The sequence below is a fragment of the Mycobacterium sp. NPDC050551 genome, assembly GCF_040674075.1.
Classification (GTDB): domain Bacteria; phylum Actinomycetota; class Actinomycetes; order Mycobacteriales; family Mycobacteriaceae; genus Mycobacterium.
The window spans coordinates 462,030-484,714 of sequence record NZ_JBFARC010000001.1 but is presented as its reverse complement, the minus strand read 5'-3'; the positions used below and the strand labels follow the sequence as shown (position 1 = coordinate 484,714).

Here is a 22,685-nt window from a genome sequence, read left to right as displayed (position 1 = left end):
GCGTCCTAGGCCTCGCGGTAGACCTTGAGCGCCTGGGTGATCATCGGGATCTGCAGGGGGAGGCGGGCGATCGCGGCCACCCGCATCGGCCACGGCTTGTCCCACCACAGCCGGACCATGTTGACGTTGCCGGGTAACACCGCGAGGTAAAGCGCCACCGCCGCCAGCGCGCCCACCTTGCGGGTCTGCGGTGCGATCAGCAACCCGCCCGCCGCGAGTTCTGCGACCCCTGAGGCGTAGGTGTAAAACCGCGCGGTGCCGGGCAGTTCGGCGGGGACGATCCCGTCGAACGGTTTGGGCGCCACGAAGTGCAGCACCCCCATGCCGACGAGCATCGCGCCCATCTTGGCCCCGCGGGACGAGCCGGCGATCCGCTGCAGTTCTGGTGGGAGAGAGGTCATGGTTACATTGTGACGTGCGCACTGCCGGGCGATCGATGAACGGCCCTCGTGGCCAAAGGTAGGTTGCGACGTCGGCTCGCCGCGGTAGACCAGGATCTGACCAACCGGCCGGACGCCGACCTGGTCGACGTCCTCTCGATTCCGGAGCCGTTCGTCAGCCCGGCCCGCCGGATCGTCATGCGGATGATCTACGCGTTGTCCGCGCTGTTCGCCGCGGTCCTGATCGTCTACCTCGACCGGCACGGCTACCGCGACATCGAGAGCGCCCCGGACGCCGACAACCCGTTGTCGTTCCTGGACTGTCTGTACTACGCCACGGTGTCGCTCTCGACGACCGGCTACGGCGACATCACGCCGGTGACCGATTCGGCCCGCCTGGTCAACGTCCTGGTGATCACCCCGCTGCGGGTCGCCTTCCTGATCGTGCTGATCGGCACCACGGTCGAAACCCTCACCACGCAGTCGCGCCAGGCGTTGAAGATCCAGCGATGGAGGAACAAAGTGCGCAACCACACCGTCGTCATCGGCTACGGCACGAAGGGCCGCACCGCCGTGGCGGCGATGATCGGCGACGAGGTCGCCCCGGCCGACATCGTGGTCGTCGACGAGAACCCCACCGCCCTCGAGCGCGCCAAGAGTGCGGGGCTGGTCACGGTGCGCGGCAGCGCCACCGACTCGGAGGTGCTCCGGCTGGCCAGCGCCCAGCACGCGAAGTCGATCATCGTCGCCACCAACCGCGACGACACCGCCGTGCTGGTGACGCTGACCGCCCGCGAACTCGCCCCCAACGCCAAGATCATCGCCGCGGTCCGCGAGGCCGAGAACCAGCACCTGCTGCAGCAGTCCGGGGCCGACTCCACGGTGGTCACCTCGGAGACCGCGGGCCGGCTGCTCGGGATCGCGGTGCAGACACCGAGCGTCGTGGAGATGATGGAGGACCTGCTGACCCCGGACGCAGGCTTCGCCATCGCCGAGCGAGAGGTCACGCCCAAAGAGGTGGCCGGCTCACCCCGGCATCTGTCCGACATCGTGCTCGGTGTGGTGCGCGACGGGAAGCTGCTGCGCGTCGACGATCCGAAGGTCGATGCGCTCGAACCCGGTGACCGGCTGCTGCACATCCGCAGCGCGGACGCGGAGCGATGACCTCCGGCGTGCCGGAGCGACGGGGGACCAGGTTCAGCCTGCGCAACGTCCCGCTGCTGTCCAGGGTCGGCGCCGACCGGGCCGACACGCTGCGCACCGACGTCGACGCCGCGGTCGCGGGCTGGGCCGACGCCCTGCTGCTGCGGGTGGACCGGCGCAACCAGGTGCTGATCGGCGGCGGACGGGTGGTGCTCGGACCGGCCGCGGCACTGGGTGACGCGCCCCCCGGCGACGCGGTCTTCCTGGGTCGCCTCGACGACGGCCGACACGTTTGGGCGGTGCGCGGCGAGTTGGAGCCGCCCGAGGGTCCCGAACCGGTGGAGGTGCTCGACCTGCGTCGGGCGGGGCACATCTTCGACGACGTCAGCGCCCAGCTCGTCTCGACCGCCACGGCACTGCTCAACTGGCACGACAGCGCCCGGTTCAGCCCGGTCGACGGCGCCCCGACCCGACCGATCAAGGCGGGCTGGGGCCGGTCGAACCCGCTGACCGGCCACGAGGAGTTCCCGCGCATCGACCCGGCGGTGATCTGCCTGGTGCACGACGGCCACGACCGCGCGGTGCTGGCTCGCCAGACGGTGTGGCCCGAACGGCTGTTCTCGATCCTCGCGGGGTTCGTCGAGGCGGGCGAATCGTTCGAGGCGTGCGTGGTCCGCGAGATCGCCGAGGAGGTCGGGCTCACGGTCACCGACGTCGAGTACCTGGGCAGCCAGCCGTGGCCGTTCCCGCGCTCGCTGATGGTCGGCTTCCACGCGATCGGCGACCCCGAGCAGGAGTTCTCCTACAACGACGGGGAGATCGCCGAGGCGGGCTGGTTCACCCGGGCGGAGATCCGCGACGCACTCGAGCACGGGGACTGGAACAGCCGCTCGCCGTCACGGCTTCTGCTGCCCGGATCGATCTCGATCGCCAGGGAGATCATCGAGTCCTGGGCGGCCCAGGACTGACGTCGCCCCGGTTACCCGGCGAGTTTGGCCTTGACGTCCTTGATGCTCGGGTTCGTCAGCGTCGAACCGTCCGGGAACTTCACGGTCGGCACGACGTGATTGCCGCCGTTCACCGACCCGACGAACTCGGCGGCGGCCGGGTCGGCCTCGATGTCGACCTCGCTCCAGGAGATCCCCTCGGACCTCAGGGCGGTCTTGAGCCGCGAGCAGTACCCGCACCACGAGGTGGTGTACATGGTCAAGGTGGCGGTATCGGAAGCAGTCATAACGGATTCAACCTAACCGATGGGCCGAACATGCCCGGCACTGCGGCGGGCGTTTGTCACACCGCCCTGTCAAGATGGACCGCATGTCGGTAGAGGCCCGCTCGTCGCTCGAGCCGCTGCTCACCGACCTCGACGACGAGCAGCGCGAAGCCGTGCTCGCTCCCCGCGGCCCGGTGTGCGTGCTGGCGGGCGCAGGCACCGGCAAGACCAGGACCATCACCCGGCGCATCGCCTACCTCGTCGCGGCCGGGCACGTGGCGCCGGGCCAGGTGCTCGCCGTCACGTTCACCTCCCGGGCGGCCGGTGAGATGCGCGCCCGGTTGCGTGCACTCGACCAGGACTCCGACGCCAGCACGGCGTCGGTGCAGGCGATGACGTTCCACGCCGCCGCGCGCCGCCAGCTGCAGTACTTCTGGCCGCGGGTCGTCGGCGACACCGGCTGGCGGCTGCTCGACAGCAAGTTCTCGGTGGTGGCGCAGTCGGCGAACCGGGCCGGGATGCAGTCCTCCACTGACGACGTGCGCGACCTCGCCGGTGAGATCGAGTGGGCGAAGGCGTCGCTGATCAGCCCGGAGGGCTACGCCGCCGCGGTCGCCGAGATCGGCCGCGACATCCCGTTCGACGCCGCCCGCATCGCCGCGGTGTACGCCGGCTACGAGGCGCTCAAGGCCCGCAACGACGACGCCGCGCTGCTCGACTTCGACGACCTGCTGCTGCACACCGCCGCGGCGATCGAGAACGACGCTGCGGTCGCGCAGGAGTTCCGGGACCGCTACCGCTGTTTCGTCGTCGACGAGTACCAGGACGTCACACCGCTGCAGCAGCGGGTGCTCGACGCCTGGCTCGGTTCCCGCGACGACGTCACCGTGGTCGGCGACGCGAACCAGACCATCTACTCCTTCACCGGCGCCACGCCCCGCTACCTGCTCGACTTCTCCCGGCGGCACCCCGAGGCCGCGGTGGTGCGGCTCGAACGCGACTACCGGTCCACGCCGCAGGTGGTGTCGCTGGCCAACCGGGTGATCGCCGCCGCGCGCGGACGCATCGCAGGCAGCAAGCTGCACCTGGTGGGGCAGCGTCCACCGGGCCCCGAGCCGACGTTCTCCGAGCATCCCGACGAAGTCGCCGAGGCGGCGTCCGTCGCCAAGGCCATCGCCCGGCTCATCGAGTCGGGCACCTCCCCGGCCGAGATCGCGGTGCTGTACCGCATCAACGCCCAGTCGGAGGTCTACGAGGAGGCGCTCACCGAAGCCGGGGTGGCCTTCCAGGTGCGCGGCGGCGAGGGCTTCTTCAGCCGCCAGGAGATCCGTCAGGCCCTGCTCGCCCTGCAGCGCGCCGCGGAACGGGCCGAGGACGACGGGGCCGGGGCCGCACTCGGTGAGGTGGTGCGCGGCCTTCTCGAGCCGCTCGGGCTGACGGCCGAGGCGCCCGCGGGCGTGCGGGCGCGCGAACGCTGGGAGGCGCTCGCCGCGCTGGCCGAACTCGTCGACGAAGAGGTGGCGCTGCGGCCGCATCTCGACCTGCGCGCCCTGGTGGTCGAGTTGCGTCAGCGCGCCGACTCCCGCCATCCACCGGTCGTGCAGGGCGTCACCCTGGCGTCGCTGCACGCCGCCAAGGGGCTGGAATGGGACGCGGTCTTCCTGGTCGGGCTTGCCGACGGCACGCTGCCGATCTCACACGCCCTGACCCACGGCCCCGACAGTGAACCGGTCGAGGAGGAACGCCGGCTGCTCTACGTGGGCATCACGCGGGCGCGCGTGCACCTCGCACTGAGCTGGGCACTGGCCCGCGCGCCAGGCGGCAGGCAGGGCAGGCGGCCGTCGCGCTTCCTCAACGGCCTCGCACCGCAGGCCTCGTCGGACACCGGCCCCGGTCGGCCCCGTCGCCAGAAGGGCGCCACCCCGCGCTGCCGGGTCTGCAACGGCGCGTTGACCAGTCCGCCGGCGATCATGTTGCGCCGCTGCGAGTCCTGCCCGTCCGACCTCGACGAGGAACTGCTCGGGCGGCTCAAGGAGTGGCGGCTGCAGACCTCCAAGGAGCTGAAAGTGCCCGCCTACGTGGTCTTCACCGACAACACGCTGATCGCCATCGCCGAGACGCTGCCCACCGACGACGCCGCGCTGGTGGCGATTCCGGGCATCGGTGCGCGCAAGCTCGAGCAGTACGGGCCCGACGTGCTGGCCCTGGTGCGCGAGAGGGGCTGAAGGCGGCCAGGAATCGCAAAGATTCCGCCAAAAGCGCAGGTAGAAAATAGGTTGTGCGGCTGCGCTGTTAGGCTTAGCCTCGAATCACACGTTGGGCGACGAGTCGGAAGGAGGGTGCCCGGATCATGATCAGCAACACGAACGCGTTTGTCGGTGTAGGCGTTGCCGGTATGTCGCGGACCCTCCACGTCGTCGCCGGCACCTCCGCCGTTGCGGCGTATCACGCGTCCGCGGCTGCCGCCGCCGCTATTGCGGCGTGGCCTGCCGCCGCCATTCCGGCGCCGCGCAAGCGCCACGCCGCCACCGCGACTCGTCCGTCCGTGAATCGGGGCACCACCTAGGTACGCCTTCGACACGCCACATGGCCACGGACCCGCAGTCACCGGATCCGTGGCCAGAGTTTTTTCGGAGATGATCCGAGCACCTGGTCCCAGATCCATCAGAAATCAGATGGCCGAGGAAACAACGACCAGGAAGCAGGAATCAACTGATGTCGCAGGGTATGTGCCTCGAGCGGAAGCTGCCGGCAGTGCCATGTCACCTCAACGACCCCGACATGTGGTTCGCCGAGAGTCCGACCGACCTCGAACGGGCCAAGGCACTGTGCGCCGATTGCCCGATCCGGCGTGAGTGCCTCAACGCCGCGCTGGAACGGCAGGAGCCGTGGGGGGTGTGGGGCGGGGAGATCCTCGACCGTGGCACCGTCGTGGCACGCAAGCGTCCGCGCGGACGGCCGCGCAAGAACACCGAAGGGAATCCGGCGGCGGCCTAGTGTCGCCGCCGGGCTTCCCGGACGGTCATGCGGCTTCGACGAATCCCGGAACCAGTTCCATCGCAATGGCTTTGACGGGCACGTGGGCGTCGAGCTGACACGAGATCGCGACCGACGAGGCGATCACCCGCATCGGGATGGCGAGCTTGGCCGGGATGTCCATCTGCCTGGCCGTCTTGATCTGGGCGACGGACTTGTCCAGCTGCACGGCGGTCATCCTCTGCAGCCACTTGCGGGTGAAGTGGAAGGTTCCGGCCTGCAGCGGCTCCACGTACTGCCGCAGCATGTCATCGACGTCCTGCACCGACACCTTCTCGCCGGGCTGGATGAACCCGATCTTCTCCATGGTGGCGATCAGGTTGTCGTAGTCGTCGTCCAGCGCGTAACGCATGATCCGGCCGAGTTCGACGGGGAGCCCGCCCGGCAGGGGAGCGACCGCGCCGAAGTCGATGACGCCCATCCGTCCGTTCGGCATCAACATGAAGTTTCCCGGGTGGGCGTCGCCGTGCATCATGTCGAGCCGGCGCGGCGCGCTGTAGGTCAGTTCCGCCAGCCGGGTGCCCATCAGGTCGCGCTCTTCCGGGCTGCCCTCGCGGATGATCTGCGACATCGGGATGCCGTCGATCCATTCGGCGATCAGCACCTTGGGCGCGCTGGCGACGATGCGGGGGATGACGAACTTCAGGTCGTCCTCGTAGGCCTTGGCGAACGCGCGCTGATTGTCCGCTTCGAGCCGGTAGTCCAGTTCCATCTCGGTGCGCTCGATGAGCTCGTCGACCACGCCGTCGACGTCGGCGCCGGGGGCGAGCTGCTTGAGCACATTCGTCATGCGCTGCATCGTCTTGAGGTCGGCGCGCAGCGCCTCGTCGGCGCCCGGGTACTGGATCTTGACGGCGACCTCGCGGCCGTCGGCCCACACCGCCCTGTGCACCTGGCCGATGCTGGCCGAGGCGACGGGCTGGTCCTCGAACGAGGTGAATCGCTGGCGCCACTTGGTGCCGAGCTGGCCGTCGAGCACCCGGTGTACCTTGGCCGCGGGCAGCGGCGGGGCCTCGCGTTGCAGCTTGGTCAGCGCCTCGCGGTAGGGCTTGCCGTACTGCTCGGGGATGGCGGCCTCCATCACCGACAGCGCCTGGCCGACCTTCATCGCTCCGCCCTTGAGATCACCCAGCACGGTGAACAGCTGCTGGGCGGCCTTGTCCATCAGTTCGGCGTTGACCTCGTCGCGTGACTTGCCGGTCAGCCGCTTGCCGAAGCCGAGTGCGGCACGGCCAGCCATGCCGACGGGCAGGCTCGCGAGCTTCGCATTACGGGCGGCGCGCCCGCGTTTGATGTCAGCCACCAGTCCATCATCCACGACTCAGCTGAACGGCCCGTCACCAACTGGCAACAATCGTTTTCAGCAGCCGCAGCGGGGATGACGCGACCAGTGCCGGGCCACGATGGAGTGCCTGCGGACGTCGAATTCGAGGGTGGTGTCCAGCGTCGGCGGCGGATCGGCGGGCCGGCGTGCATCCTCGTATTCGCGGACCGCCCGGATCACCCGGTCGACCTGATCGAGGGCGAGCGCCGCGGTGGCCAGCAGCGTCGCCCGGTTCGCGGAGCCGACGGTGCCGCGCAGTTGCGCCGCCACCGCGGGCCAGGCCGAATCGCGGTCGCTGCGGTGCAGGTCGGCACATTCCAGGCAGCTGGTGCGGCCCGGGATCACCAGCGGTCCGATCACGCCCGCGCCGTCGCGGATGTGCACCGGAAGGTGTGGCATCCCCGCGTCGTGCAGCTGCTGGACGACGCGCGGTTCGGTCACCAGATAGTCCGAAAGCACCACCAGATCCGTCGATTCCGCGGTGACCTCGGCGTGCGACAACCTGCTCTGGAAGACCCGGGCGCCGGAGCACCGCAGGCCGCCGGCCAGCAGGTCCGACAGCGGGCCGCGCCCGTGGATGCGGACCGACGCGGCGCGGGTCCGGTGCGTGCGTGCCGACGTACGCGTCACCGTGACGGTGCCGGCGTCGACCAGCGCGGCCAGCAGGTCGTCCAGTGCGGCGGCATCGGACAGGCCGGCGTCGGTGGCGGCGGCGCGCAGGCCGTCGAGGGTGACGCCGCCATGCATCATGCGCAGCAGGCCGGTCAGAGCGGTGGGGGTGACGCCGTCCGGCGGGCGAACCAGTAGTGCGCGCCGGGGATCCCACCCGATCTGCACCTCACCGTCGGGCCGCAGCAGCACCGGCATCGACGGGTCGAGCGCATAGCGCGTCATGCGATGACTGTGCCACGGTCGGCAGACCCCGCCGCGGGTTGTCCACAGGGCTCCGACGGCGACTCGAGCGTCGCCGCGAGGACGATCTAGTCGGCCCCGCCCTTGTCGTCGTCCTTCTTGTCGTTCTTCTCGAACTCGGCGATGACGTCCTCGATGCCGCTGGTGTCGCCGCCCAGCACACGGTCGATGAAGCCGGCGGGTTCGTCGAGGTCGGACGAGTCCGGCAGCAGGTCGGGGTGCTGCCACACCCCGTCGCGCGCATCCGCGCCGACGGCGTCGGTGAGCCGCTCCCAGAGCAGGGCGGCCTCGCGCAGCTTGCGCGGCCGCAGTTCCAGCCCGACGAGGGTGGCGAAGGTCTGCTCGGCGGGCCCGCCCGTGGCGCGGCGGCGGCGCAGCGTCTCCGACAGCGCCGAGGTGCCGGGGATGCGGTCGCCGAGCGCGGCGATCACGACGGTCTGCACCCAGCCCTCGACCAGAGCCAGCAGCGTCTCCAGCCGTTCCAGCGCGGCGACCTGTTCGGGGGTGGCCTTCGGCTCGAAGATGCCCTGGTTGAGCAACTGCTCCATCTCCGAGGGGTCGCCGAGCGAGGCGGGGTTGAAGCCGCGCGCCAGGTCTTCGATGCCGCTCATGTCGATCTTCATGCCGCGGGCGAAGGCCTCGACGGCGCCGAGCAGCTGCGACGACAGCCACGGCACGTGGCTGAACAGCCGGTGGTGGGCCGCCTCCCGCGCCGCGAGGAACGTCAGGATCTCGCTGCGGGGCAGTTCGAGCCCCTCCGACAGCGATTCGACCGCCTCCGGCATCAGGGCGGCCAATCCCTTGGGGCCGAGCGGGAGCCCGATGTCGGTGGAGGTCAACACTTCTCGCGACAACGTGCCCAGCGCCTGGCCGAGCTGCGAGCCGAAGGCCATGCCGCCCATCTGCGACATCATCGCCAGCAGGGGGCCGGCCATGCTCTTGGCTTCTTCGGGCAGCGCCGACGCCCACACCGTGGAGATCTGTTCGGCCACCGGGTCGCACAGCCGCTTCCACGTCTGCAGGGTGTTGTCGAGCCAGTCCGACGGTGTCCAGGCCACCGCCCGGGTGGTGCCCGCAGGCAGCGGGGTGACGCCGTCGAGCCAGGTCTCGGCCAGCCGGACCGCGTCGGCGATGGCCGAACTGGTCGACTCCGGCACCGGTGCGACGAAGCCGATCGAACTCGACGCGATCTGGCGGGCCAGGTCGTAGTTGACCGGGCCGGCCTGCCCGCCCGGGGTCATGGCGCCGGCGCCGCTGAACATCTCACCGAGCTTGGTGAAGATCTGGCCGAGATCGGACATGTCGAAGCCGGCCCCGCCCACACCGAACGGATTCGACGGCCCGCCCGCACCGGAACCCGGGTCGGGGTCCTTCTTGCGGTCACGTTCGGGGTCGTCTCCAGAGTTGAACCCGAAGGGCAGGTCAGCCATGCCGTCAACGGTACTCACCATGGGCGGCCCGTGCGGGTGCGCGGGTCACGCTGAGAGTGAACCGCCCCCCGGCCTCTACTGTGGGCGGCGTGAACAGGCGGGTTTTGACGCTGCTGGTGGCGCTCGTGCCGATCGTGGTGTTCGGGGTGCTGCTGTCGGTGACGACGGTGCCGTACGTGTCGCTGGGCCCCGGGCCGACGTTCGACACCCTCGGTGAGGTCGACGGCAAGCAGGTCGTCGACATCGAGGGCCCCGGCGCCGACGTGCACCCGACCTCCGGGCACCTGAACATGACCACGGTGTCGCAGCGCGACGGCCTGACCCTCGGCCAGGCGCTGGCGCTGTGGACGTCGGGCCGCGAGCAGTTGGTGCCCCGCGACCTGGTCTATCCGCCCGACAAGTCCAAGGACGAGATCGACGAGGCCAACAGCACCGACTTCCGTCGTTCTGAGGACAACGCCGAGTACGCGGCACTGGCCTACCTGAAGTACCCCAAGGCGGTCACCGTCGAGTCGGTCTCCGACCCCGGGCCGTCGGCGGGCAAGCTGCAGGCCGGTGACGCCATCGACGCGGTCAACGGCAAACCCGTCGCCACCCTCGACGAGTTCCAGGCGATCGTGAAGGCCACCCGGCCCGGTGACACCATCACCGTGGCCTTCCGCCGCAAGAACGCCGACGACGGCGAGACCACGATCACGCTGGGCAAGCACCCCGACGGCGGGCAGGGCTTCCTCGGGGTCGGCGTGCTGGACGCGCCGTGGGCCGACTTCACCATCGACTTCAACCTGGCGAACATCGGCGGGCCGTCGGCGGGCCTGATGTTCAGCCTGGCCGTGGTCGACAAGCTGACCACCGGCGACCTCAACGACGGCAGGTTCGTCGCCGGTACCGGCACCATCACCGCGGACGGCGAGGTCGGCTCGATCGGCGGCATCACGCACAAGATGCTGGCGGCCAAGGAGGCCGGCGCCTCGGTGTTCCTGGTGCCCGCCGACAACTGCGCCGAGGCGAAGACCGATCCGCAGGACGGCCTGGAGTTGGTCAAGGCGGAGAATCTCACGCAGACGGTCGACGCGCTGAAGACGCTTTCCGCTGGTGGCGAACCGCCCCGCTGCTAGGTCGCGACACCCGGTCGGGTGCGTAGAGTTGGTGCCACGTCGACAGACGTGCCTTCGATGGACTTCCCCAGAACTGGAGTGACGAGTGGGTATGCGGCCCGCGGCGAGGATGCCGAAGCTGACGCGACGTAGCCGTTTCCTGATCGGGACCGCACTCGCGGTGGTCGTGCTGTTGCTGATCGGGCCCCGCCTGATCGACGGCTATGTCAACTGGTTGTGGTTCGGCGAACTCGGCTACCGCTCGGTGTTCACCACGGTGCTGCTGACGCGGGTGCTGATCTTCCTGGTGGTGACGCTGGTGATCGGCGCCATCGTCTTCGCCGGCCTGGCGCTCGCCTACCGCAGCCGCCCGGTGTTCGTGCCGACCATCGGACCCAACGACCCGGTCGCGCGCTACCGCACCACGGTGATGAGCCGGCTGCGGCTGTTCGGCCTCGGCATCCCCGCTTTCATCGGCATCCTGTCCGGCTTCGTCGCGCAGAGCTACTGGGTGCGCATCCAGCTGTTCCTGCACGGCGGCAGCTTCGGTGTCACCGACCCGCAGTTCGGTCTGGATCTGGGCTTCTACGCCTTCGACCTGCCCTTCTACCGGCTGGTGCTGAGCTTCCTGTTCGTCGCCGTCTTCCTGGCGTTCGTCGCCAATCTGCTGGGCCACTACCTGTTCGGCGGCATCCGGCTGGCCGGGCGCAGCGGTGCGCTGAGCCGTTCGGCGCGCATCCAGCTGGTGACGCTGGTGGGCGTGCTGATCCTGCTCAAGGCGGCGGCCTACTGGCTGGACCGTTACGAGCTGCTGGTGCACACCCGCGGCGGCAAGCCGTTCACCGGCGCCGGCTACACCGACATCAACGCGGTGCTGCCCGCCAAGCTGATCCTGCTCGCGATCGCGCTGATCTGCGCGGCCGCGGTGTTCTCCGCGATCGTTCTGCGCGACCTGCGCATCCCGGCGATCGGCGTGGTGCTGCTGCTGCTGTCGTCACTGGTGGTGGGCGCGGGCTGGCCGCTGGTGGTCGAGCAGTTCAGCGTCAAACCCAATGCGGCGCAGAAGGAGAGCGAATACATCAGCCGCAGTATCGCGGCCACCAGGGAGGCCTACGGGCTGACCGACGACGTGGTCAGCTATCGTGACTACCCGGGCAACGCCGCCGCGACCGCCCAGCAGGTGGCGTCCGACCGCGCCACCACGTCGAACATCAGGCTGCTGGACCCGAACATCGTCGCCCCGGCGTTCACGCAGTTCCAGCAGGGCAAGAACTTCTACTACTTCCCCGACCAGCTGTCGATCGACCGCTACATCGGACGGGACGGCAATCTGCGGGACTACGTGGTCGCCGCCCGCGAGCTCAACCCCGACCGGCTGATCGACAACCAGCGTGACTGGATCAACCGGCACACCGTCTACACCCACGGCAACGGCTTCATCGCCTCGCCGGCCAACGTGGTGCGCGGCGTCGCCGAGGACCCGAACCAGAACGGCGGGTACCCGGAGTTCCTGGCCAGTGTCGTGGGCCCCAACGGCACCGTCGACCGGCCCGGCCCGGCACCGCTGGACCAGCCGCGCGTCTACTTCGGCCCGGTCATCGCCAACACTCCCGCGGACTACGCGATCGTCGGCGAGAACGGCACCCCGCGCGAGTACGACTACGAGAACAACGTCGAGACGAAGAACTACACCTACACCGGCAGCGGCGGCGTCGAGATCGGCAACTGGTTGACGCGCAGCGTCTTCGCCGCGAAGTACGCCGAGCGAAACTTCTTGTTCTCCAACGTGATCGGCGAGAACAGCAAGATCCTGTTCAACCGTGATCCGGCCGAGCGGGTGGAGGCGGTGGCGCCGTGGCTGACCACCGACACCAGCGTCTACCCGGCCATCGTGAACAAGCGGATGGTGTGGATCATCGACGGCTACACCACGCTGGACAACTACCCGTACTCGGAACTGACCACGTTGTCCTCGGCGACCGCCGACTCCAACGAGGTGGCCGTCAACCGGCTGGCGCCCGACAAGCAGGTGTCCTACATCCGCAACTCGGTGAAGGCCACGGTCGACGCCTACGACGGCACCGTCTCGCTGTACGCGCAGGACGAGCAGGACCCGGTGCTGCAGGCGTGGATGAAGGTGTTCCCCGGCACCATCAAGCCCAAGAGCGAGATCTCGCCCGAGCTGCAGGCCCATCTGCGTTACCCCGAGGACCTGTTCAAGGTGCAGCGCGCCCTGCTGGCCAAGTACCACGTGGACGATCCGGTGACGTTCTTCTCGACCTCGGACTTCTGGGACGTGCCGCTCGATCCCAACCCGACGGCGAGCAGCTTTCAGCCGCCGTACTACATCGTCGCCAAAGACCTCGCCCGCGAGGACAGTTCGTCGTCGTTCCAGTTGACGAGCGCGATGAACCGGTTCCGGCGTGACTTCCTGGCGGCCTACATCAGCGCGAGTTCCGATCCGGACACGTACGGCAAGCTGACGGTGCTGACGATCCCCGGCCAGGTCAACGGTCCCAAGCTGGCGAACAACGCGATCACCACCGACACCGCGGTGAGCCAGGACCTCGGCGTGATCGGCCGCGACAACCAGAACCGCATCCGGTGGGGCAACCTGCTGACATTGCCGGTGGGCAACGGCGGCCTGCTCTACGTCGAGCCGGTCTACGCCTCACCCGGGGCGAGCGATGCGGCGTCGTCCTACCCGCGGTTGATCCGCGTCGCGATGATGTACAACGACAAGGTCGGCTACGGCCCGACGGTGCGCGACGCGCTCACCGACCTGTTCGGTCCCGGCGCGGACGCGACCGCTCAGGGGCCGGCGCCCACGGCGCCGCCCAACGGGCGTCCTGCCGCGGCGACACCCGACGGGCAGCCTGCGTCACCGCCGCCGTCCAACCAGGCCGGCCGCGCCCCGGAGACACCGTTGCCCGCCGGCGCGGTACCACCGGGTCCTGCTGGGCCGCAGCAGTTGTCGGCGGCCAAGGCGCAGGCACTGCGGGAGGTCGAGACCGCTCTGACGGCCGCCCAGGATGCGCAGCGCAGTGGTGACTTCGCCCAGTACGGCGAGGCACTGCAGCGTCTCAACGACGCGATGACCGAGTACACCAACGCGCGCTGACCCGCGCACGGCCCACTTAAGCTCGACCGGTGCACTATCGACTGCTCGGACCCCTTCAGGTGGTCCGTGCCGGTGTGCCGGTCGACCTCGGCCCGCCCAAACAACGCGCCGTGCTGGCCGTGCTGCTGCTCGCCCACGGTCGGGTGGTGTCGGTGGACCGGCTCGTCGACGCGGTCTGGGGAGACGACGCGCCGGGCAGTGCGACGGCCGGCCTGCAGGCCTACATCTCCAACCTCCGGCGCGCGTTGCGTGACGACGCGCAGGCATCGCCCATCGTGCGCCAGGCACCCGGCTATTTCCTCGACATCGACGCCGACAGTGTCGATCTGGCGGTGTTCGCGAGGCGGTGCACGGAGGTGGCCGCCGCCGTCGAGGCCGGTGACTGGCCGGCGGCGCTGGATATCGCCGACGCGGCGATGGCGCTGTGGCGCGGGCCGTTCCTCGACGATCTGAGCGATCAGCCGTGGGTGGCGCAGGACGCGGCGCGGGTGGAGGTGATGCGGGCGGACTGCCTGGACAAGCGCATCGCCGCGCTGCTCGCGCTGGGCCGGGTGCCGCAGGCGCTGACCGCGGTGTCCGAGCTGCGTGCCGCCGATCCGTTGGCCGAGCGCGGCTGCTGGCTGCAGATGCTGGCGCTGTACCGGGCCGGCCGTGCGCCCGATGCGCTGGAGGCCTACGGCGGCTACGCCCGGCGGCTCGACACCGAACTCGGCCTGCAGCCGGGCGCTGAACTGCGGGAGCTGCAGACGGCGATCCTGCGGCAGGCGCCGGAGCTGGCGGCGTGGCCCCGCCATCCGGAGTGGACCGGTGCCGGCGAGGTGGCGACCCCGCTCGCCGCACACGTGGTGTTGGACGGGCCCGCGGCGGCGCCGTCGCGCGGACAACTGGTCGGCCGTGCGCGCGAGATGACCACTGCGGCAAGCCTGCTCGCCGATGTGTCGGCCGGCGCCGCGCGCTGGCTGGTGCTGTCGGGGCCGCCGGGCATCGGAAAGACCCGGCTGGCCGAGGAGCTCGTCGCGCAGGTCGACGGGGCGGGTGGCGACGTGGTGTGGGTCGGTTGTCCCGACGAAAGGACCACTCCGCCGTGGTGGCCGATGCGCCAGTTGGTGCGCGCGCTGGGCGCCGATGCCGACGAGGTGCTCGAGGTGCCGCCCGACGCCGACCCGGACACCGCGCGGTTCAGGGTCTACGAGCGGGTGCAGACGCTGCTCGAGGGCGTGTCGCGGACCCTGGCCGTCGTGATCGACGATGTGCAGTGGGCGGATTCGACGTCGGCGGCCTGCCTGGCCTATGTCGCCGGCGCACTGCGTGACCACCCGGTGGCGGTGATCGTCACGGTCCGCGACGGCGATCACTCCGCCGAAGTGGCGCGGCTGCTGGCGACGGTGGCGCGCGGCGACCGCAACCGCCACATCGAGGTGTCCGCGTTGTCGGCGCGCGACGTGGTGGATCTGGCCAACCAGGTGGCCGACGACGCGGTGAGCGACGCCGAGGCCGCCGTTCTGGCCGATCGGACCGGTGGGAACCCGTTCTTCGTCTGCGAGTATGCGAGGCTGCCCCGTGCGGAGCGGGTGGGCGCGGAGATCCCGGTGGCGGTGAAGTCGGTGCTGCACCGGCGATTCGCCGCGCTGGACCCGGCGGTGATCGCCGTGCTGCGCGCCGCGGCGGTGATCGGCGACGTCCTCGACATCGATGCGGTGCGGGTGCTCGCCGAGGCCACCGGTCTCGACATGGACACGCTCGCCGACCATCTGGACCAGGCTGCCGACGAGCGGATCATCGTCACCGCGCACAGCGGCGACGGGTACACCTTCGCCCACGGCCTGCTCCGCGAGCAACTGCTGGCCGACATGCCCGCACTGCGCAGGCAGCGTCTGCACGCCCAGATAGCGAAGGTGTTGCGCGGCAGCGTTTCCGGTGACGCAGTGACGCGGCGGGCCCGGCACCTGGTGGCCGCCCAGCCGCTGGTCGAGCCCGCCGAGGTGGTGCAGGCGTGCCGGCGAGCCGCCGAAGAGGCCACCGCGCGGTGGAGTTCGGACATCGCCGCCGGCTGGTGGCAGTCGGCGCTGGACGCCTACGACCGGTTGCCGTCGTCGATGCGCACCGACGATGAGCGTGACGCGCTGACCGTCGCACTGCTGGAAGCGCATTCGCGTGCGGGTCGCGGCCGGCTGGTGCTGGAAACCGTGGAACGCAACCTGGCGGAGGCGGTGCGGGCGGGCAACGCCGGGACGGCGGGCCGGGTGGCCAGCGCACTGCTGCGTGCCAGTGGGGGATGGCCGTGGCTGGCTCCGGGCCACGATCCTGGAGCGCTGCTGGCGCTGCTCGAGCGCGCGGCGGCCATCGCGCAGTCCTCGCCCGCGGCGGGGGCCCGGGTGCTGGCCGCGCTGGCGGTGGGGCACTGCTACCACCCGGACACCTCGGTGGCCGCGGGCCACCTCGACCTGGCGCAGGAGCTGGCCGACCGCACCGGCGATCGGGAGGTGGTGGCCGACGTGCTGATGGGCCGGCTGATCACCTACTCCGGCGTCGCGCCGCTGAGCCGGCAGACGCTGGACTGGGTGACGCAGTTGAACGGTCTGCGGCACAACCGCTCTCACGAGGACAACGTGATCGCACGCTCGGTGGCGACGATGGCGGCGATGAACCTGACCGACGTGGACGGCGCGGCGGCACATCTGCGGGCCGGCATCGAGGGCAGCGAGCAGCTGCAACTGCCGGTGCTGCGGGCGCAGCTGCGCTGGATGGAAGCGGTGATCGCGGTGTGGCGGGGCGACTTCGCCGAGGCCGAACGCCATCACGGCATCGCCGCGCACGTCCACGAGCAGACCGAGCTCTACGAGGCGGGCAGCGGCCTGGTGGCGGCGGTGTCGCTGCTGCGCGAGAAGGGCGGTCCGGTGGGCGACGACTGGCCGGGACTGCGTGCGAGTCGGGAGACGGGCGGGCAGGGGATGGTGGGACTCGTCCACACCGCGCTGCTCACCGTCGATCACCGGCCCGATTCGCGCACCGCGGCCCTTGCCCGCCTGCGGGAGTGGCGGGCGTCGGGCAGCCGGGCGCACGTCTGGACGGCGCTCGGTCATCAGACCCTGTTGGCCCACCTTGCGGCCGACCACCGTCTGGACGAGTTCGCCGTGCCGCTGGTGTCGGCACTCGAGCCGTTCGCCGACCGCATCGCGGTGATCGGCCAGGTCGGCTGCGCCGGGCCGGTGGCCCTCGCGACGGCGCGGCTGCACGCCCTGCTCGGCGACCGGGGTCGGGCGCTGGCCGATGTGGCGCAGGCGCGCGACATCGCCACCCGCACGGGCGGGACGCCCTCGCTGGTGCGCTGCAGGCTGCTCGAATGCGAGCTCGAGCAGCCCGGGCCGCAGCGCAGTGCCGCCGCTCGCGAGGTGGCCGAGCAGGCACGACGGCTCGGGATGCGTGCGGTCGCCGAGGCGGCCGACCGACTGGCCTGACGCGATATTGGTGCATCCGACCCTCGGCCCCAGCACGCACAATGGAGGCACTGGCCACGCAGACAGGGGATCGGCACGGTGTCTCCGGGAATCGCAGCGGTCCTCGGCTCGAAGCCCGAGGCACTGATCACCGCTGCCGGTCAGATCGTCGAGTCGGTGTCGAACGTCGATGTCCAGATCGCCGGCGGACGCACCCAGTTCGCTGATCTGGACAGCAAGTGGACCGGTACCGCCGCCGAGGCGGCCCAGGTCAGCGGCGAGGAGATGATCGGCGACCAGGTGATCTACCGCGACAAGCTGTCCGCCTTGGAGAAGCAGCTGAACCACTACGGGGCGAGCCTGCGCGACATCCGCAAGGAGCTGTCCGACCTGGTGAGCAGCGGCGAGGCGGGATACTTCGACATCTCCGACGACGGGACCGTGACGCCCGGCTGGCGGCTGCTCGCGTGGGGCGCGCTGTCGGCGCGAAACGCCATGGAGGTCAACATCAGGCGGCTGCAGCTGCAGACGAAGATCCAGACAGCGCTCGACAAGTTCGACGCCGCGGACAAGGCCGCCGCAGGCGCGATCCGCACGGCGAACCGGAACTGATGTGGCGCCCGAGGCTCTGGACGTCAGCATCGACGGGATGCGCGACAGCGCGAGCGGGCTCGCCACGATCTCGAAGTGGCTCTGGTTCGACCACGCAGGTGGAGAGGTGTCGGCGGCGGCGGGAGGGATGTCGGGCTTCGCGACCGCGTCCGCGCTCACCGAGGTCGGCGAATCGCTGACCGGTCAGGCGAAATCACTGGGCAACGACGTCTCCGACTTTTCCGACAAGCTCTACCTGGCGGCGAGCAGGTATCAGGACGGCGACATCGAAGCGGCCGAGAACATCGACTTCGCCGGGCCGGAGGAACCCCCGGCCGAGGACCCCAACGCGACACCCGAACAGAAGCTTCCGGCCTACGAACAGGCGCTGCGTGACGCCGGCCTTCTCACCGGTCCGGTGGAGAAGGGGTCCAAGTACGAACAGTGGCTGCTGAACGCCGCCGAGAACGGGGTGCCGCCCGAGACCATCGTCGACATCGCCCGCACCCACGACATCGACCCGCAGGACTTCGACGTGTTCGACGGCATGCAGGAGGTCAAGGATGCCGACGGCAAGTCGTTCTTCATCATCCCGCCCGGCACCAGCCCGGCGGACATCAAGAAGGCGACCATGATGACCTATGTGCTCAATGCCGGCACCGACTACGGCAAGGCGGCAGCCGGTGATGACGGGATCGCCGGCACGTCGGACGACGTGCAGAACGACTTCGAGGAAGTGCCGTACTCGGCCGAGGAAATCCAGCGGATCATCGACCGGCAGAACGAGAACGACAGGAGTTATCTGGTCGCCGCCGGACTGCCCTACACCGGCGCGGCGGTCGCCACGACGCCCAACGGGATGCTGATGTCGCTGGGCGGCAAGCCGACCGACTACGCGGCCTTCCAGGGCGGCTCCACCTACGGGGACATCTTCGCGGTCAACATCAACAACGTTGCGGACCCGGCCGGGCAGCTCACCGCGATCATCGAGTCCGGCGACATGTGGTACGCGGGTACCACTCCAGGGTCCGCCGTCCAGGGCGGCCTGGACCTCGATCGACTCCTGCACCACGAGGAGCGGCATTCGCAGCAGTGGGCCGAGAAGGGCACCCTCATGATGGGCATCGACTACGGCACCGGCTATTACATGGACCAGCACGGCATGACGAATCCACTCGAGGAAGACGCCGGGCTGCACGACGGGGGGTACACACGGTGATCCGTCGGTGGTTCGCCGTTGCCATGGCCGTTGCGGCGCTCGCTTCCTCGAGCGCGTGCGACAGCGAGAAGGGTTACCGCCCGCCGCCCGGCGCGCCGAGCTTGCTGCCCGTCTGGGGTGCCCGGGAGACCGACGGGAAGTTGAAGATCTGGACCGGCTCGCCGTGCACCGGGATCACCACACTCTCACTCGGCTACAACATGGGCGGCGCTGAGCTGCGCTTGGCATCGGTCCGTCCCGACGGCGCCGACGTCGAGTACCTGACCTTGGGCGGGCCATACCCGGGCTTCACGGTCACCGAGTCGTGGCCGGCCGACGCGGATTGGCGCCGCGCCGACCAATTGGTGCTGCAGGTCGACGGCAAGGGCGTCAACTTCGGGTCCGGGTCGAAGGTCTCCGAGATCGTCGACGGCTCACCCGATCACCCGCCGGACACCTACTGGTTCGACGGCGTGGGCTGGCTGACCCCTGCCGATGTGGCCGCCGGGGACGGCAAGGACTTCGCCGCCGTCTGCACCGCCAACCCCCAGGCCACGGCCTGACTGAATCCTTGGTGGGCACTTGGTGTGCGCGCCAAGCCGACGCCAAGCGCGGTCCCCGATGCTGGTCACACATCAGACCTGAAGGGATTTCGATGACCGTGACCGATGTCGCCCGCGACGGACTCGACGATGCGCTGCTCGCTCTGCGACGCGAGGTGTCCGCGCCGGTGGCCCTGCCCGGCGAGGCCGGCTACGAGCGCTGCGCGCCATGGAACGTCGCCGCGGCGGTGACGCCCGGCGCGGTGGTGCTGGCCGGCGCACCGCACCACGTCGCCGAGACCGTGCGCTTCGCCGCGAAGCGCGGCCTGCAGGTGACGGTGCAGGCCACCGGCCACGGCGCGTTGGGCGTCGCCTCCGACACGATCCTGGTTTCGACCACCGGCATGGCCGCGGTGACGGTCGATCCGATGAGCCGGTCGGCGCGGGTGGGTGCGGGCGCCAGCTGGCAGCGGGTGGTCGACGCCGCTACGCCGTTCGGGCTGGCGCCGCTGTGCGGCTCGGCGCCCGGCGTCGGGGTGGTCGGCTTCCTCACCGGCGGCGGGATCGGCCCGCTGGTGCGCACCTTCGGGGCGTCCTCGGACCACGTGCGGTCCTTTGAGCTGGTGACGGGGGAGGGGGACCTGTTGAGGGTGACGCCGCACGACCACGCCGACCTGTTCTGGGGGTTGCGCGGCGGCAAGGCCACGCTCGGCATCGTCACCGAGGTCGAGATTGACCTGAAACCGGTCACCGAGTTCTACGGCGGCGCAGTCTTTTTCGACGGCGCCGACGCGGCGGCGGTGCTGCACACCTGGCAGCGGTGGTGCGCCGAGCTTCCCGAGACGGTGAACACCTCGCTGGCGCTGCAGCAGTTGCCGCCGTTGCCCGGTATCCCCGAACCGCTGGCCGGCCGGCTGACGGTAGCGGTGCGGTACACCGCGCTGGGCGACTTCGGCGAGGCCGAACGGCTGCTGGCGCCGATGCGGGCGGCCGCGGTCCCGCTGCTCGACACCGTCGGGATGCTGCCCTACGCGGCGATCGGCGCGGTGCACGCCGATCCGACGGATCCGATGCCGGTGCACGAGGAGCACGCCCTGCTGGGGTCGTTCACGCCGGAGGCGGCCGACGCCCTGCTGTCGGTGGCGGGTCCCGGCTCGGGCTCGGTGCAGGCGATCGTGGAGCTGCGGATGCTCGGCGGCGCGTTCGCCCGCGAACCGCGGCACCGCAGCGCGCTGGGGCACCGCGACGCGGCCTTCACGCTCGCGACGATCGGCGCGCTGATCCCCGAACTCGCCGAGGCGGTGCCCGCGCACGCGGCTGCCGTGCTCGCCGCGTTGGCGCCGTGGTCGACCGGTGGTCAGCTGCCCAACTTCGCGCCGTCGGCCGATCCTGAGCGCACCGCGCGGGTGTACGGCGAGGACACCAGGCACTGGCTCGCCGCGCTCGCCGACCGCTACGACCCGGCCGGCGTCTTCCGCAACGGTCAGGTGGTGCGGGCGTGACCAGCGCCACACCCTCGCCCGTTCTCCGCGAGCGTGCGTGTCTGCCGGTGACACGCCGCTGATGACCAGCACTTTGTGCACGCTCGACGCGCTGTGAGGGTGCGTCGACGGCCGGCGACCACGCGATTTGGAGCTGCGCCCCCGGCATAGGTAACCTTGCGTTCACCCGACGCGGGGTGGAGCAGCTCGGTAGCTCGCTGGGCTCATAACCCAGAGGTCGCAGGTTCGAATCCTGTCCCCGCTACCAGGTAAAACGGCCCCCGGAGATCACTCCGGGGGCCGTTTTCATGCCGCTTGGGAACGCTTTTGGGAACGTCGCGCCCGCACATGTCGTCTGAGGGCACACGTGGGCCGGTCTAGTCGTCGCTTCTCTGAGACGTGGGTGCGGCACCGCACGTCCCTCCGTCACGCAGCACCGCCGAGAAATGAGTGTCCCTCGCGTTGATGTGGCTCGCGCGTGGCGGTGATGCGGATGGCTACGCGGCCGGCGAGCGCTTCGACCTGGGTGCGCACCGTGCCCGCGGCGGCGTCGTCGGTGATCGGCATGCGGGCGGCGATCGCTTCGACGAGGTCGGCTCGGGTGAAGGCTGGATTGGTGATGTCGGCGACGGCTGCACGCGCAGCGGCGAGCGCGTCCGGCTGCGCGGCCAACCGATTCATCCGCGCGGCTCTTTGGGCGGCCTCGTCGACCGAGAATCCGCGCGAGTCCGCGGCCCATTTGCGAAGCAATTCTGGCCACGACACGTGCTCGGGTTTGGCTGGCCGGGTGGCCTTCTGGGCGATGCCCAACTGCGCCGCGGTCAGCCGATCGCCACTGTCCGCCACAGTGAGGTTGAGCGCCGCCCATTCGTGCAATTGCGTGGAGCGCCGCGACCATGCTCGGATGTCCTTTCGATCGACGCCCGCCACTTCCGCCATTCCCGTGTGCGGGTCGCCGGGACCCCATTCGATACCTAATGAGCTAGTCAGTTCACGTCGAAGCGTGGCTTGATAGATGACGCCGGCGGCGCGGGCTTCGTGGTAGCGACGTGCCGTCGAGCGACACCAGCCGGCCGTCGCTACGCGCCTGCCGGTTTGGGACGATGACGTGTGCGTGGAGGTGCGGATCGCCCTCGCGGGATGTCTCATGCTGATACGCCACAGCCGCGATGCCGGGCAATCGAAGGAGGTCCTTCTGACCCGCGGCGGCGTTGTGAACGCGGCTGTATCCAGCGTGCTGACTGAGGTAGTTCATTGCCTCCGCGAGCGCGGCGGCGTGAGCGTTAGCGACCGCTTTGCCCGCCACACTTTCGTGGCCGACGGCGCGCAGAAGCGAAACGCTCTTGGGGGCGCAGAACGTCAAATCAAAGCCGTGAACACTGGTGCTGTTGAATGTGCGACCGGCCCCGCCGTTGGGGCTCACTCCCTCGTCGAGCCATCGCTGCACGGCGTCCGGATCCGCCGCCGCGCCCGCCCGCAGTGCGGTTGTCAAACCGACCAGCCTCGCCACCGTTTCAGCGTCTCCTGAGATGCACCAGACGGCAGTTCGCGTCTCACTTTCGGAGTAGTACTCACCCAATCCTCCGCCGGCTCTTCTGGCGTCAGTAGCGGCAGCTGCCGCGCGGGCGGTGTCTTTGTAGTAGTTGATCGACCACCGCTTGAGCTTGGCGACGGTCAGCACGTCTCCGCACCTCCCCGTCAGGCCGGACTTCGATCGCATGCCCGCACCTGGAACCAACCTCGCACTCCCCGTGCAAATGTGCCATGGTCATTTGCAGGA

16 protein-coding genes, 1 tRNA gene and 1 pseudogene are annotated in these 22,685 nt (G+C 70.0%); 12 read left to right on the top strand and 6 right to left on the bottom strand.

Annotated elements, in window-relative coordinates:
- Window positions 1-5: 5 nt before the first annotated feature.
- On the bottom strand, window positions 6-401 hold the full coding sequence (locus AB0K11_RS02320) for a hypothetical protein (protein WP_364971815.1): 396 nt from the start codon (window positions 399-401) through the stop codon (window positions 6-8).
- A gap of 48 nt (window positions 402-449) precedes the next feature.
- On the opposite strand from AB0K11_RS02320, the gene AB0K11_RS02315 reads away from it, so the two are divergent.
- Window positions 450-1,544, top strand: coding sequence for a potassium channel family protein (locus AB0K11_RS02315; protein ID WP_364971814.1), 1,095 nt, complete (start codon window positions 450-452; stop codon window positions 1,542-1,544).
- The gene (gene nudC, locus AB0K11_RS02310) at window positions 1,541-2,491 is read left to right on the top strand and encodes an NAD(+) diphosphatase (protein ID WP_364971813.1); all 951 of its coding nucleotides are present in this window, start codon (window positions 1,541-1,543) and stop codon (window positions 2,489-2,491) included. The genes AB0K11_RS02315 and nudC overlap by 4 nt, the downstream gene beginning before the upstream one ends.
- 11 nt (window positions 2,492-2,502) lie before the next feature.
- On the opposite strand, the gene mrx1 is transcribed toward nudC, so the two are convergent.
- Window positions 2,503-2,757, bottom strand: a complete 255-nt coding sequence (gene mrx1, locus AB0K11_RS02305) for a mycoredoxin Mrx1 (RefSeq protein WP_364971811.1) — start codon at window positions 2,755-2,757, stop codon at window positions 2,503-2,505.
- 83 nt (window positions 2,758-2,840) lie between these two features.
- On the opposite strand from mrx1, the gene AB0K11_RS02300 reads away from it, so the two are divergent.
- Together AB0K11_RS02300 and AB0K11_RS02295 are read left to right on the top strand one after the other, a co-directional pair.
- On the top strand, window positions 2,841-4,961 hold the full coding sequence (locus AB0K11_RS02300) for an ATP-dependent DNA helicase UvrD2 (protein ID WP_364971810.1): 2,121 nt from the start codon (window positions 2,841-2,843) through the stop codon (window positions 4,959-4,961).
- A 490-nt stretch (window positions 4,962-5,451) separates the two neighbouring features.
- On the top strand, window positions 5,452-5,733 hold the full coding sequence (locus tag AB0K11_RS02295) for a WhiB family transcriptional regulator (protein WP_364971809.1): 282 nt from the start codon (window positions 5,452-5,454) through the stop codon (window positions 5,731-5,733).
- 25 nt (window positions 5,734-5,758) lie between these two features.
- Here AB0K11_RS02295 and AB0K11_RS02290 read toward each other — a convergent pair whose 3' ends face one another.
- The 3 genes from AB0K11_RS02290 to AB0K11_RS02280 all read right to left on the bottom strand — a co-directional run bounded on the left by AB0K11_RS02290 (window position 5,759) and on the right by AB0K11_RS02280 (window position 9,456).
- Window positions 5,759-7,090, bottom strand: coding sequence for an AarF/UbiB family protein (locus AB0K11_RS02290; protein ID WP_364971807.1), 1,332 nt, complete (start codon window positions 7,088-7,090; stop codon window positions 5,759-5,761).
- Window positions 7,091-7,132: 42 nt separating this feature from the next.
- Window positions 7,133-7,990 carry a cyclodehydratase gene (locus tag AB0K11_RS02285; protein WP_364971806.1) on the bottom strand — a complete coding sequence of 286 codons (858 nt, stop codon included), beginning with the start codon at window positions 7,988-7,990 and terminating at the stop codon, window positions 7,133-7,135.
- An 86-nt stretch (window positions 7,991-8,076) separates the two neighbouring features.
- Window positions 8,077-9,456, bottom strand: coding sequence for a zinc-dependent metalloprotease (locus tag AB0K11_RS02280; RefSeq protein WP_364973647.1), 1,380 nt, complete (start codon window positions 9,454-9,456; stop codon window positions 8,077-8,079).
- A 71-nt stretch (window positions 9,457-9,527) separates the two neighbouring features.
- Between AB0K11_RS02280 and AB0K11_RS02275 the strand changes: the two genes are divergently transcribed.
- The 8 genes from AB0K11_RS02275 to AB0K11_RS02240 all read left to right on the top strand — a co-directional run bounded on the left by AB0K11_RS02275 (window position 9,528) and on the right by AB0K11_RS02240 (window position 21,173).
- Complete coding sequence (locus tag AB0K11_RS02275; RefSeq protein WP_364971805.1) at window positions 9,528-10,556, top strand: PDZ domain-containing protein; 1,029 nt, start codon at window positions 9,528-9,530, stop codon at window positions 10,554-10,556.
- A gap of 85 nt (window positions 10,557-10,641) precedes the next feature.
- Window positions 10,642-13,656, top strand: a complete 3,015-nt coding sequence (locus AB0K11_RS02270; RefSeq protein WP_364971803.1) for a UPF0182 family protein — start codon at window positions 10,642-10,644, stop codon at window positions 13,654-13,656.
- 29 nt (window positions 13,657-13,685) lie between these two features.
- Window positions 13,686-17,114 carry a BTAD domain-containing putative transcriptional regulator gene (locus AB0K11_RS02265; RefSeq protein ID WP_364971801.1) on the top strand — a complete coding sequence of 1,143 codons (3,429 nt, stop codon included), beginning with the start codon at window positions 13,686-13,688 and terminating at the stop codon, window positions 17,112-17,114.
- Window positions 17,115-17,192: 78 nt separating this feature from the next.
- Window positions 17,193-17,705, top strand: coding sequence for a hypothetical protein (locus tag AB0K11_RS02260; RefSeq protein ID WP_364971800.1), 513 nt, complete (start codon window positions 17,193-17,195; stop codon window positions 17,703-17,705).
- A gap of 1 nt (window position 17,706) precedes the next feature.
- Entirely contained in the window at window positions 17,707-18,903 is a 1,197-nt protein-coding gene (locus AB0K11_RS02255) for a type VII secretion target (protein ID WP_364971798.1), read from the top strand.
- Window positions 18,900-19,445 carry a hypothetical protein gene (locus tag AB0K11_RS02250; RefSeq protein ID WP_364971797.1) on the top strand — a complete coding sequence of 182 codons (546 nt, stop codon included), beginning with the start codon at window positions 18,900-18,902 and terminating at the stop codon, window positions 19,443-19,445. The genes AB0K11_RS02255 and AB0K11_RS02250 overlap by 4 nt, the downstream gene beginning before the upstream one ends.
- 92 nt (window positions 19,446-19,537) lie before the next feature.
- The gene (locus AB0K11_RS02245; protein WP_364971796.1) at window positions 19,538-20,926 is read left to right on the top strand and encodes an FAD-binding oxidoreductase; all 1,389 of its coding nucleotides are present in this window, start codon (window positions 19,538-19,540) and stop codon (window positions 20,924-20,926) included.
- Window positions 20,927-21,096: 170 nt separating this feature from the next.
- Window positions 21,097-21,173, top strand: a tRNA-Met gene (locus AB0K11_RS02240).
- A gap of 158 nt (window positions 21,174-21,331) precedes the next feature.
- Here AB0K11_RS02240 and mobF read toward each other — a convergent pair.
- Window positions 21,332-22,625 (bottom strand): annotated as a pseudogene (gene mobF / locus AB0K11_RS02235) (MobF family relaxase).
- Between the last annotated feature and the right edge of the window lie 60 nt (window positions 22,626-22,685).

Bases quoted from the DNA above. Each gene is read 5' to 3' on its own strand.
- AB0K11_RS02320 (WP_364971815.1), bottom strand. From the start codon at position 401: ATGACCTCTCTCCCACCAGAACTGCAGCGGATCGCCGGCTCGTCCCGC.
- AB0K11_RS02295 (WP_364971809.1), top strand. From the start codon at position 5,452: ATGTCGCAGGGTATGTGCCTCGAGCGGAAGCTGCCGGCAGTGCCATGT.
- nudC (WP_364971813.1), top strand. From the start codon at position 1,541: ATGACCTCCGGCGTGCCGGAGCGACGGGGGACCAGGTTCAGCCTGCGC.
- AB0K11_RS02300 (WP_364971810.1), top strand. From the start codon at position 2,841: ATGTCGGTAGAGGCCCGCTCGTCGCTCGAGCCGCTGCTCACCGACCTC.
- AB0K11_RS02245 (WP_364971796.1), top strand. From the start codon at position 19,538: ATGACCGTGACCGATGTCGCCCGCGACGGACTCGACGATGCGCTGCTC.
- AB0K11_RS02285 (WP_364971806.1), bottom strand. From the start codon at position 7,990: ATGACGCGCTATGCGCTCGACCCGTCGATGCCGGTGCTGCTGCGGCCC.
- mrx1 (WP_364971811.1), bottom strand. From the start codon at position 2,757: ATGACTGCTTCCGATACCGCCACCTTGACCATGTACACCACCTCGTGG.